The organism is Pseudomonas sp. NPDC089918 (genome assembly GCF_050280605.1).
Taxonomy (GTDB): domain Bacteria; phylum Pseudomonadota; class Gammaproteobacteria; order Pseudomonadales; family Pseudomonadaceae; genus Aquipseudomonas.
Genome location: NZ_JBNNVP010000080.1, coordinates 1 through 11,526, shown reverse-complemented (window position 1 = coordinate 11,526; position 11,526 = coordinate 1). Strand labels below are relative to the sequence as shown.

The following is an 11,526-nucleotide window of genomic DNA, read 5'->3' as shown; positions in this document are numbered from 1 at the left end:
GCGGCCGCTGCACCGGCTGTCAGCATCGGTGTGGCCGGACAATTGACGCAACTGGTGTTCGGCTTGCTGCTGGTGCTGGGGTTGATCTTCTTCCTTCCCGGTTCCATCTATCCCTACCTCCCGTTCTTCTTCGATGGCCGAGTAATCATGGATATCAAACGCACGATCCTGATCGTCGCCCTGGCAATCGTGTCCTACGTTATGGTCCTTAAATGGAACCAGGACTATGGCCAGGCTGCCCTGCCGACTCAGAATGTTGCTTCCAGTACTACCGCACCGGGCCTACCGGATACGGCGACTGGCAATAATGCTTCTGTCAGTGACGACATTCCACGCGCCACAAGCGATACCAGTGCAACTGCACCTGCTGAAACACCAGTAGCTGCAAGCAAAGACCTCATCCAGATCAAAACGGATGTGCTCAACCTGGCAATCGACCCACAAGGTGGCGATGTTGCCCAGTTGACGTTGCCGCTGTATCCACGTCGCCAGGATCATCCGGAAATTCCATTCCAGCTGTTTGATAACGGCAACGAGCGGACTTATCTGGCTCAGAGTGGCCTGATCGGCACCAACGGTCCGGACGCAAGTCCTGCCGGTCGTCCGGTTTACTCCTCCGAGAAGAAGATTTATCAACTGGCTGACGGTCAAGACCAATTGGTCGCAGACCTGAAGTTCAGCAAGGACGGTGTCAACTACATCAAGCGTTTCACGCTGAAACGTGGCCTGTATGACGTAACCGTTTCCTACCTGATCGACAACCAGAGCGCTCAGCCCTGGTCCGGTGCAATGTTCGCGCAATTGAAGCGTGATGCCAGCTCCGATCCATCTTCCAGCACAGCCACCGGCACCGCGACTTACCTGGGCGCCGCCCTGTGGACAAGTAACGAGCCGTACAAGAAAGTGTCGATGAGCGACATGGACAAGGCTCAGCTGAAAGAAACCGTCACTGGTGGTTGGGTTGCCTGGTTGCAGCACTACTTCGTGACTGCGTGGATTCCGGTCAAGGGCGAAAACAACATCGTCCAGACCCGTAAAGACAGCAAAGGCAACTACATCATCGGCTACACCGCTCCGGCAATGACCGTCGCGCCAGGTGCAAAAGCCGAAACCAGCGCCGTTCTGTACGCAGGCCCGAAAAGCCAGGCTGTCCTGAAAGAGTTGTCCCCAGGTCTGGAACTGACCGTCGACTACGGCATTCTGTGGTTCATTGCCCAGCCAATCTTCTGGTTGCTGCAACATATCCACGCGCTGGTCGGTAACTGGGGCTGGTCGATCATCTTCCTGACCATGCTGATCAAGGGGATTTTCTTCCCACTGTCGGCTGCCAGCTACAAATCCATGGCGCGCATGCGTGCAGTGGCACCGAAACTGGCTGCGCTGAAAGAGCAACATGGCGACGACCGGCAGAAAATGTCGCAAGCCATGATGGAGCTGTACAAGAAAGAGAAGATCAATCCGCTGGGTGGCTGCTTGCCAATCCTGGTGCAGATGCCGGTTTTCCTTTCGCTGTACTGGGTTCTGCTGGAAAGCGTGGAAATGCGCCAGGCACCGTTCATGCTGTGGATTACTGACCTGTCGATCAAGGATCCGTTCTTCATTCTGCCGATCATCATGGGTGCAACCATGTTCATCCAGCAGCAGTTGAACCCGACTCCTCCGGATCCGATGCAGGCGAAGGTCATGAAAATGATGCCAATCATCTTCACCTTCTTCTTCCTGTGGTTCCCGGCGGGTCTGGTACTGTACTGGGTAGTGAACAACGTATTGTCGATTGCCCAACAGTGGTACATCACGCGTAAGATCGAAGCGGCTACCAAAAAAGCCGAGGCGTAACTTACTCTGTGGATAACCACTCAAAACGCCCCCTAGTGGGGCGTTTTGCTATCTGTCACTTTTGTCTGGATACCGCTTTATGAGCGTTCCTCGTGAAACCATCGCTGCCGTCGCCACCGCTCAAGGTCGCGGCGGGGTGGGCATCGTCCGTATTTCCGGGCCGCTGGCGAGTCTGGCGGCCAAAGCCATCAGCGGCCGTGAATTGAAACCGCGGTTTGCCCATTACGGCCCGTTCCTCAGTGCAAACGAAGAGGTGCTGGACGAAGGCATCGCGCTTTATTTCCCTGGACCGAACTCGTTCACCGGCGAAGATGTGCTTGAGCTGCAGGGCCACGGCGGGCCGATCGTTCTGGATATGCTGCTCAAACGTTGTTTGGAACTGGGCTGTCGTCTGGCCCGGCCGGGGGAATTCAGCGAGCGCGCCTTCCTCAACGACAAGCTCGATCTGGCTCAGGCCGAAGCCATTGCCGACTTGATCGAGGCAAGTTCTGCACAGGCAGCACGAAACGCCCTGCGTTCGTTGCAGGGTGCGTTTTCCCAGCGTGTGCATAACCTCACTGAGCAACTGATAGGCCTGCGTATTTACGTCGAAGCAGCCATCGACTTCCCCGAAGAAGAAATCGACTTCCTCGCCGACGGCCATGTCCTGAGCATGCTCGACAAAGTGCGCGACGAATTATCCACAGTACTGCGTGAAGCCGGGCAAGGGGCATTGCTGCGCGACGGCATGACCGTGGTGATCGCCGGACGGCCGAATGCCGGCAAGTCCAGCCTTCTGAACGCCTTGGCCGGACGTGAAGCTGCGATCGTGACCGAGATTGCCGGTACTACCCGGGACATTCTTCGCGAACATATCCACATCGATGGCATGCCGTTGCACGTGGTCGACACTGCTGGCCTGCGCGATACCGATGATCAGGTGGAAAAAATTGGCGTCGAACGGGCGTTGAAAGCCATCGGAGAGGCAGATCGGGTGTTGCTGGTGGTCGATGCCACAGCTCCCGAGGCCCTTGATCCCTTTGCCTTATGGCCTGAATTCCTCGAAACCCGCCCGGATCCGGCGAAAGTTACGCTGATCCGCAACAAGGCTGACCTGACGGGGGAAGCGATTGCCCTGGAAGTCAGCAACGATGGCCACGTTACGATCAGCCTCAGTGCGAGATCTGCCGGCGAAGGCCTGGAGTTGCTGCGGGAGCACCTCAAGGCCTGCATGGGTTACGAGCAGACGTCCGAAAGCAGCTTCAGTGCTCGCAGACGTCATCTGGAGGCACTGCGTCATGCGAGTGCATCCCTGGAGCATGGCCGTGCGCAACTGACATTAGCGGGGGCTGGTGAGTTGCTGGCCGAAGATTTGCGACAGGCGCAGCAGTCTTTGGGCGAAATCACCGGAGCATTCAGCTCTGATGATCTGCTGGGAAGGATCTTTTCCAGCTTCTGTATCGGTAAATAAGTCCCTTCAGCCGTTCACAGACAGGCCATTCGGGCCTGTCTGTTCTCTCCTTTCCTGAAATTTTTCCCCAGTGCCGAGCAGATTCTTCGCTTGAGCGGATTCCCCTTGCCCGGGATTTGCTCATTCGGCGGCTTTTCTGTGGATTAAGCCCTGTGAATAAGTGCCGCTAAGGGCAGTTGATAACAGGGCCTGAAAACTGAAGATAATCACCTCTGTGGATAACCATCCCTTTCATCCACAGGCTTAAACCGGTTATCCAAGGGCCTCCTTGGCACATGACCACAGGGTTTTGAATCTCTGTACACATTGAAAATAAAGGGCTGTACCAATCTATCCACAGAAAGGTGGCTCAGTAGAAATAAACATAAAAACAAAGATTTAATAAATTTCTCTCTTTTTAATTTCTATAACCCCGACTTCTCCACAGCTGGTTAAATTTTGTGCAAAGGGTTCTTTAGGAAGGGCGAAGTCCCTATACTTGCCGACCAGGTCCAAAAACCTGAGCTCAAACTATTTCCGGATTACCTGACTGAAGCAGGCACGAGGTGCGTGGTGGATTTCCCTTCCCGTTTTGAAGTGATCGTCATCGGCGGCGGTCATGCCGGTACCGAGGCAGCACTGGCGTCAGCACGTATGGGGGCAAAAACCCTGTTGCTGACGCATAACGTGGAAACCCTCGGTGCCATGAGTTGCAACCCAGCCATTGGCGGTATCGGCAAAAGCCATTTGGTTAAAGAAATCGATGCCCTGGGCGGCGCGATGGCCATGGCTACCGATAAAGGTGGTATTCAGTTTCGCGTATTGAACAGCCGCAAAGGCCCAGCCGTGCGTGCAACCCGCGCTCAGGCAGATCGGGTTCTGTACAAGGCCGCTGTCCGCGAAGCTTTGGAAAACCAGCCGAACCTGTGGATATTTCAACAAGCTGCTGACGACCTGATCGTCGAGCAGGAACAAGTGCGCGGTGTTGTCACCCAAATGGGTCTGCGTTTCTTTGCAGATTCCGTGGTGTTGACCACCGGCACCTTCCTCGGTGGACTTATCCACATCGGCATGCAGAATTATTCCGGAGGTCGCGCCGGTGACCCGCCGTCGATTGCCCTCGCTCATCGTCTGCGTGAACTGCCATTGCGTGTCGGTCGCCTGAAAACCGGTACACCGCCGCGTATCGACGGTCGCTCTGTGGATTTCTCGGTGATGACCGAGCAAGCGGGGGATACGCCGATTCCGGTGATGTCGTTCATGGGCTCCAAAGAGCAGCATCCGAAACAGGTCAGCTGCTGGATTACCCACACCAACGCCCGTACCCACGAAATCATTGCTGCGAACCTTGATCGTTCGCCGATGTATTCCGGCGTGATCGAAGGCATCGGCCCGCGTTATTGCCCATCGATTGAAGACAAAATCCACCGCTTTGCCGACAAGGAAAGCCACCAGGTCTTCATCGAGCCGGAAGGTCTGACCACCCACGAGCTGTACCCGAACGGGATATCCACTTCCCTGCCGTTCGATGTGCAATTGCAGATCGTGCAATCGATCCGCGGCATGGAAAACGCGCACATCGTTCGTCCGGGCTACGCCATCGAGTACGACTACTTCGACCCGCGTGACCTGAAGTACAGCCTGGAAACCAAAGTGATCGGCGGTCTGTTCTTCGCCGGGCAAATCAACGGCACCACCGGTTACGAAGAAGCCGGCGCCCAAGGTTTGCTGGCCGGAGCCAACGCCGCACTGCGCGCTCAGGGCAAAGATGCCTGGTGCCCGCGTCGCGACGAGGCGTACATCGGCGTTTTGGTCGACGACCTGATTACCCTGGGTACCCAGGAACCGTATCGGATGTTCACGTCCCGCGCCGAATACCGTTTGATCCTGCGCGAAGACAACGCCGACCTGCGCTTGACCGAAAAAGGTCGCGAGTTGGGTCTGGTGGATGACGTGCGTTGGGCCGCGTTCTGCAAAAAACGCGAAAGCATCGATCTGGAAGAGCAACGCCTGAAAAGTACCTGGGTTCGCCCGGGCACCGAGCAGGGCGATGCAATTTCCGAGAAGTTCGGTACGCCGCTGACCCACGAATACAATTTGCTCAACCTGCTGAGCCGTCCGGAAATCGACTACGCTGGTCTGGTCGCCGTGACCGGTGGGGGCGCAGAAGATCCACAGGTCGCCGAACAGGTCGAAATCAAGACCAAATACGCCGGTTACATCGATCGTCAACAGGATGAAATCGCGCGTCTGCGGGCCAGCGAAGACACCAAACTGCCTGTGGATATCGATTACACGAACATCTCCGGTCTCTCGAAAGAGATCCAGAGCAAGCTCGGCGCGACCCGTCCAGAGACCCTGGGCCAGGCGTCGCGTATTCCGGGCGTGACCCCGGCAGCGATTTCGCTGTTGATGATTCATTTGAAAAAACGCGGCGCGGGCCGTCAGTTGGAGCAAAGCGCTTGAGTTCGTTGGTCACCTCGCAACACGCCGAAGAGTTATCCACAGGTGCTCGCCAGCTCGGTGTAAACCTGACGGACGCCCAGCATGCACAGCTGCTGGGTTATCTGGCCCTGTTGATAAAATGGAACAAGGCCTACAACCTCACGGCCGTGCGTGATCCGGACGAAATGGTTTCACGGCATTTGCTCGACAGCCTGAGCGTTATGTCCTTCATCGAAAACGGCCGCTGGCTGGATGTGGGCAGTGGCGGCGGCATGCCAGGGATTCCCCTGGCGATCCTGTTTCCCGAGTCGCAAGTGACCTGCCTGGACAGCAACGGCAAGAAAACCCGCTTCCTGACCCAGGTCAAACTCGAACTCAAACTGGATAACCTGCAAGTTATCCACAGTCGCGTCGAAGCCTTCCAGCCTGAACTGCCATTCAACGGGATCATTTCCCGTGCGTTCAGCAGCATGGAGAACTTCAGCAACTGGACTCGCCATTTGGGCGACGCCGAAACACGTTGGCTGGCAATGAAGGGCGTTCATCCCGCCGATGAGCTGGTAGCATTGCCGGCAGACTTCCACCTCGATAGCGAACACGCCCTGGCCGTACCCGGTTGCCAAGGCCAACGCCATCTGCTGATACTGCGCCGCACGGCATGATTGGGAACACAAGCAAGAATGGCTAAGGTATTCGCGATAGCGAACCAAAAGGGTGGTGTGGGCAAGACCACCACCTGCATCAACCTCGCAGCTTCCCTGGTCGCTACCAAGCGTCGGGTGCTGTTGATCGATCTCGATCCACAAGGCAACGCCACCATGGGTAGCGGTGTGGATAAACACGGCCTGGAAAACTCGGTCTACGACCTGCTGATCGGCGAATGCGATCTGGCCCAGGCCATGCACTATTCCGAGCATGGCGGTTATCAATTGCTGCCGGCCAACCGCGACCTGACCGCGGCCGAAGTCGTTCTGCTGGAAATGCAGATGAAGGAAAGCCGTCTACGCAGTGCGTTGGCGCCGATCCGTGAAAACTACGATTACATTTTGATCGACTGCCCGCCGTCGCTGTCGATGTTGACGCTCAATGCGCTGGTTGCCGCCGACGGGGTGATTATCCCCATGCAGTGCGAGTACTTCGCGCTCGAAGGGTTGAGCGACCTTGTGGATAACATCAAGCGCATTGCCGAACTGCTGAACCCTAACCTGAAAGTCGAAGGCCTTTTGCGGACCATGTACGACCCGCGCCTGAGCCTGATGAACGACGTATCGGCGCAGCTCAAGGAACACTTCGGCGATCAGCTCTACGACACCGTCATTCCACGCAACATCCGCCTGGCCGAAGCGCCAAGCTATGGCATGCCGGCGCTGGCGTACGACAAATCATCGCGGGGCGCGATTGCCTATCTGGCATTGGCTGGCGAGATGGTTCGCCGTCAGCGCAAAAACTCACGCATCGCCGCTGCTCAGGCAACTTAAGGAATCCCCATGGCCGTCAAGAAACGAGGTCTCGGACGTGGACTGGATGCACTGCTGAGTGGTCCGACTGTCAGCTCTCTGGAAGAGCAAGCGGTACAAGCCGACCAGCGTGAGCTGCAGCACCTGCCCCTGGACCTGATCCAGCGTGGCAAGTACCAGCCGCGTCGGGACATGGATCCTCAGGCGCTGGAAGAGCTGGCGCAGTCGATCAGGGCCCAGGGCGTGATGCAGCCGATCGTGGTGCGCCCGATCGGCAGCGGGCGCTTCGAAATCATCGCCGGCGAACGCCGCTGGCGTGCCAGCCAGCAGGCTGGCCAGGAAACCATCCCGGCGATGGTTCGCGATGTGCCGGATGAAACCGCCATCGCCATGGCGCTGATCGAGAACATCCAGCGTGAAGACCTCAATCCGATCGAAGAAGCGGTGGCCTTGCAGCGTTTGCAGCAGGAATTCCAGCTGACTCAGCAACAAGTTGCCGAGGCTGTGGGTAAATCCCGCGTCACCGTGGCCAATCTGTTGCGTCTGATTGCGCTGCCGGAAGTCATCAAAACCATGCTGTCTCACGGCGACCTGGAAATGGGTCATGCCCGTGCCTTGCTCGGTTTACCGGAAAATCAACAAGTTGAAGGGGCGCGACACGTTGTCGCACGGGGGCTGACTGTGCGCCAGACTGAAGCACTGGTTCGCCAGTGGTTGAGTGGCAAACCGGAGCCTGTGGAACCTGCAAAACCGGACCCGGATATCGCCCGGCTCGAGCAGCGTCTGGCCGAGCGCCTAGGCTCTGCGGTGCAGATCCGCCACGGAAAGAAGGGTAAGGGGCAGCTAGTGATCGGCTACAACTCTCTTGATGAGCTTCAAGGTGTGCTCGCACACATCCGCTGAAACAATTCCTCATGTAGCGTGAAGTCGGAAATCACTACCTGACAGTTGAATAGGGGCAGAACCGCCCCTATACTCTGCGCGCATTTTGTCGGCACAAATTATGCCAAGTTATTGAATTCTGGCAGCCGACCATTGGGGAGCAAAAGAGATGGAAAACCGCACGCCAGACCGCTTGCCGTTCCATCGCCTGGCAGTTTTTCCGGTGTTAATGGCTCAATTTGTCGTTTTGCTGATTGCCGCTTTGGCGCTCTGGCAATGGCATGGAGTCGTTGCCGGGTACTCAGGGCTCTGCGGAGGCCTGATAGCCTTGCTCCCCAATATTTATTTCGCTCACAGGGCATTTCGGTTTTCCGGCGCCCGAGCAGCTCAAGCCATCGTCCGGTCTTTTTATGCCGGCGAGGCGGGCAAACTGATTTTGACGGCAGTGCTGTTTGCATTGACGTTTGCAGGTGTGAAGCCACTGGCGCCGTTAGCAGTATTCGGCGTCTTCGTGCTGACCCAACTGGTTAGCTGGTTCGCTCCCCTGCTAATGAGAACAAGACTTTCGAGACCTTAGGGCGTTTGAGGCAACCATGGCAGAGACAACCGCTTCGGGCTATATCCAGCACCACTTGCAGAACCTGACCTTCGGTCAGCACCCAACTGGCGGGTGGGGTTTTGCCCATACCGCAGCAGAAGCCAAAGAAATGGGCTTCTGGGCTTTCCACGTCGATACTCTCGGCTGGTCGGTCGCGTTGGGTCTGATTTTCGTTCTTCTTTTCCGCATGGCGGCAAAGAAGGCGACTTCCGGTCAACCTGGCGGCCTGCAGAACTTCGTCGAGGTTCTGATCGAGTTCGTCGACGGCAGCGTGAAAGATACTTTCCACGGTCGTAATCCATTGATCGCGCCATTGGCCCTGACGATTTTTGTCTGGGTGTTTCTGATGAACGCCGTCGACCTGGTACCGGTTGACTGGATTCCGAAGCTGGCTGCCATCATTACCGGCGACCCGCACCTGGTCTTCCGTGCCGTTCCTACCACTGACCCGAATGCGACCCTGGGTATGTCCCTGTCGGTATTCGCGTTGATCATTTTCTACAGCATCAAGGTCAAGGGCATCAGCGGTTTCATTGGCGAACTGACCCTGCACCCGTTCGGCAGCAAGAACATCTTCGTTCAAGCCCTGCTGATTCCGGTGAACTTCCTGCTGGAGTTCGTGACGCTGGTGGCCAAGCCAATCTCTCTGGCACTGCGTCTGTTCGGCAACATGTACGCCGGCGAGCTGGTCTTCATTCTGATTGCTGTGATGTTCGGCAGCGGTCTGCTCTGGCTTAGCGGCCTGGGCGTAGTTCTGCAGTGGGCGTGGGCTGTGTTCCACATCCTGATCATCACCCTGCAGGCGTTTATCTTCATGATGCTGACCATCGTCTACCTGTCGATGGCGCACGAAGAGAACCATTAAGACCAGTCTCAGACTAGTCTGATGTCCCACCCGGTCAAACGGGTGGGTGCCCGAACAGGGCTATGAAACGATTTGTTTTACCGCTTTAAAATCTAAAAAACCTAAACCATACGACGTAAAAGTCGGGAGGAAAGATGGAAACTGTAGTTGGTCTAACCGCTATCGCTGTTGCACTGTTGATCGGCCTGGGCGCACTGGGTACCGCAATTGGTTTCGGCCTGTTGGGCGGCAAGTTCCTGGAAGGCGCAGCGCGTCAGCCAGAAATGGTTCCAATGCTGCAAGTCAAAATGTTCATCGTTGCCGGTCTGCTCGACGCCGTAACCATGATCGGTGTTGGTATCGCTTTGTTCTTCACCTTCGCGAACCCATTCGTTGGTCAACTCGCTGGCTAATCACTCGAACCTTCGAGTTGATTGGTGTGATGTGCAACGAACGAGCGAGGTGTTGGCGTGAACATTAATGCAACCCTGATTGGCCAGTCCGTTGCGTTCTTCATTTTTGTACTGTTTTGCATGAAGTTCGTGTGGCCTCCGGTCATCGCGGCTTTGCACGAACGTCAGAAGAAGATCGCGGATGGACTGGACGCTGCCAGCCGAGCAGCTCGCGACCTGGAGTTGGCCCATGAGAAAGTGGGTCAGCAACTGCGCGAAGCGAAAGCTCAGGCAGCTGAAATCATTGAGCAAGCCAAGAAACGCGGTAATCAGATCGTTGACGAGGCTGTTGAAAAAGCCCGTATCGACGCTGACCGTGTGAAGGTTCAGGCTCAGGCCGAGATCGAGCAGGAACTGAACAGTGTCAAAGACGCGCTGCGTGCCCAACTGGGTGCACTGGCTGTCGGCGGCGCCGAGAAGATCCTGGGTGCCACAATCGATCAAAACGCGCACGCGGAGCTGGTAAACAAACTGGCTGCTGAAATTTAAGCGAGGGCGATCATGGCAGAATTGACCACGTTGGCCCGACCTTACGCTAAGGCAGCCTTCGAGCACGCCCAGGCCCACCAGCAACTGGCCTCTTGGTCAGCCATGCTCGGCCTGGCTGCAGCAGTGTCGCAAGACGACACCATGCAGCGCGTGCTCAAGGCCCCGCGACTGACGAGCGCAAACAAGGCCGCCACGTTTATTGACGTGTGCGGCGACAAGTTTGATGCCAAGGCACAGAACTTCATTAACGTCGTTGCCGAAAACGACCGTCTCCCGCTTTTGCCGGAGATATCCGCTCTGTTCGACCTGTACAAGGCTGAACAAGAGAAGTCGGTAGACGTTGAAGTGACCAGTGCTTTTGCATTGAACCAAGAACAGCAAGACAAACTCGCCAAGGTTCTCAGTGCACGACTCAACCGGGAAGTGCGCCTGCAAGTCGAGGAAGACAAATCCCTGATTGGGGGCATTGTCATCCGCGCCGGCGACCTGGTTATCGATGGCTCGGTTCGCGGCAAACTCGCGAACCTTGCCGAAGCATTGAAATCTTGAGTTTGAAGGGGCAGCAGAGCAATGCAGCAACTCAATCCTTCCGAAATAAGTGAAATTATCAAGGGCCGCATCGACAAGCTCGATGTGACCTCTCAAGCCCGTAACGAAGGCACTGTCGTCAGCGTATCTGACGGTATCGTGCGGATTCACGGTCTGGCCGACGTCATGTACGGCGAGATGATCGAGTTTCCGGGCGGCGTCTTCGGTATGGCTCTCAACCTTGAGCAAGACTCTGTAGGTGCCGTTGTATTGGGCTCCTACCAGTCTCTGGCTGAAGGCATGAGCGCCAAGTGCACCGGCCGCATCCTCGAAGTTCCAGTTGGTAAGGAACTGCTGGGTCGCGTAGTCGACGCACTGGGTAACCCAGTTGACGGCAAAGGTCCGCTGAACAACACCGAGACCGATGCGGTCGAGAAAGTTGCTCCAGGCGTGATCTGGCGTAAGTCGGTACTTTTGCCTTACCTGCAACCGTGAATGGCGCCGAACGGCTCGATGCGAGTTTCGCTGGCACCGGCAAGACTCAAGTGTATTTTTCCGGCAGTCTC

General features: G+C 56.5%; 11 protein-coding genes and 1 pseudogene. All 12 read left to right on the top strand.

Annotation, left to right across the window (positions count from 1 at the left end; all coding sequences use genetic code 11):
• Positions 1-147: 147 nt before the first annotated feature.
• A complete protein-coding gene (gene yidC / locus ACQKPC_RS29715; protein WP_123495588.1) occupies positions 148-1,836 on the top strand; it encodes a membrane protein insertase YidC in 1,689 nt (562 codons plus the stop codon).
• Positions 1,837-1,915: 79 nt separating this feature from the next.
• Entirely contained in the window at positions 1,916-3,286 is a 1,371-nt protein-coding gene (mnmE, locus tag ACQKPC_RS29710) for a tRNA uridine-5-carboxymethylaminomethyl(34) synthesis GTPase MnmE (RefSeq protein ID WP_008073644.1), read from the top strand.
• Positions 3,287-3,838: 552 nt separating this feature from the next.
• Positions 3,839-5,731, top strand: coding sequence for a tRNA uridine-5-carboxymethylaminomethyl(34) synthesis enzyme MnmG (mnmG, locus tag ACQKPC_RS29705; protein WP_427628220.1), 1,893 nt, complete (start codon positions 3,839-3,841; stop codon positions 5,729-5,731).
• Positions 5,728-6,372 carry a 16S rRNA (guanine(527)-N(7))-methyltransferase RsmG gene (gene rsmG / locus ACQKPC_RS29700; protein WP_007903014.1) on the top strand — a complete coding sequence of 215 codons (645 nt, stop codon included), beginning with the start codon at positions 5,728-5,730 and terminating at the stop codon, positions 6,370-6,372. Before mnmG ends, rsmG begins: the two co-directional genes overlap by 4 nt.
• A gap of 18 nt (positions 6,373-6,390) precedes the next feature.
• Positions 6,391-7,188: a ParA family protein gene (locus ACQKPC_RS29695; RefSeq protein WP_008007890.1), complete on the top strand. Its 798-nt coding sequence runs from the start codon at positions 6,391-6,393 to the stop codon at positions 7,186-7,188.
• A gap of 9 nt (positions 7,189-7,197) precedes the next feature.
• Positions 7,198-8,070 (top strand): ParB/RepB/Spo0J family partition protein, encoded by an 873-nt coding sequence (locus ACQKPC_RS29690; RefSeq protein ID WP_305424387.1) that lies wholly within the window; start codon positions 7,198-7,200, stop codon positions 8,068-8,070.
• A 148-nt stretch (positions 8,071-8,218) separates the two neighbouring features.
• Positions 8,219-8,626, top strand: a complete 408-nt coding sequence (locus ACQKPC_RS29685) for a F0F1 ATP synthase subunit I (protein WP_007903021.1) — start codon at positions 8,219-8,221, stop codon at positions 8,624-8,626.
• Between the two features lie 16 nt (positions 8,627-8,642).
• The gene (gene atpB / locus ACQKPC_RS29680; RefSeq protein ID WP_192345182.1) at positions 8,643-9,512 is read left to right on the top strand and encodes a F0F1 ATP synthase subunit A; all 870 of its coding nucleotides are present in this window, start codon (positions 8,643-8,645) and stop codon (positions 9,510-9,512) included.
• Between the two features lie 134 nt (positions 9,513-9,646).
• Positions 9,647-9,904, top strand: a complete 258-nt coding sequence (atpE, locus tag ACQKPC_RS29675) for a F0F1 ATP synthase subunit C (protein WP_002555987.1) — start codon at positions 9,647-9,649, stop codon at positions 9,902-9,904.
• Between the two features lie 57 nt (positions 9,905-9,961).
• A complete protein-coding gene (locus ACQKPC_RS29670; RefSeq protein ID WP_063342029.1) occupies positions 9,962-10,432 on the top strand; it encodes a F0F1 ATP synthase subunit B in 471 nt (156 codons plus the stop codon).
• A 12-nt stretch (positions 10,433-10,444) separates the two neighbouring features.
• Positions 10,445-10,981, top strand: a complete 537-nt coding sequence (locus tag ACQKPC_RS29665; protein ID WP_007903030.1) for a F0F1 ATP synthase subunit delta — start codon at positions 10,445-10,447, stop codon at positions 10,979-10,981.
• 21 nt (positions 10,982-11,002) lie between these two features.
• Positions 11,003-11,440: pseudogene (locus ACQKPC_RS29660) on the top strand (F0F1 ATP synthase subunit alpha); the annotation flags it as partial.
• Positions 11,441-11,526 lie beyond the last annotated feature (86 nt).

Bases quoted from the DNA above. Each gene is read 5' to 3' on its own strand.
- yidC (WP_123495588.1), top strand. From the start codon at position 148: ATGGATATCAAACGCACGATCCTGATCGTCGCCCTGGCAATCGTGTCC.
- mnmE (WP_008073644.1), top strand. From the start codon at position 1,916: ATGAGCGTTCCTCGTGAAACCATCGCTGCCGTCGCCACCGCTCAAGGT.
- ACQKPC_RS29695 (WP_008007890.1), top strand. From the start codon at position 6,391: ATGGCTAAGGTATTCGCGATAGCGAACCAAAAGGGTGGTGTGGGCAAG.
- ACQKPC_RS29690 (WP_305424387.1), top strand. From the start codon at position 7,198: ATGGCCGTCAAGAAACGAGGTCTCGGACGTGGACTGGATGCACTGCTG.
- ACQKPC_RS29685 (WP_007903021.1), top strand. From the start codon at position 8,219: ATGGAAAACCGCACGCCAGACCGCTTGCCGTTCCATCGCCTGGCAGTT.
- atpB (WP_192345182.1), top strand. From the start codon at position 8,643: ATGGCAGAGACAACCGCTTCGGGCTATATCCAGCACCACTTGCAGAAC.
- atpE (WP_002555987.1), top strand. From the start codon at position 9,647: ATGGAAACTGTAGTTGGTCTAACCGCTATCGCTGTTGCACTGTTGATC.
- ACQKPC_RS29665 (WP_007903030.1), top strand. From the start codon at position 10,445: ATGGCAGAATTGACCACGTTGGCCCGACCTTACGCTAAGGCAGCCTTC.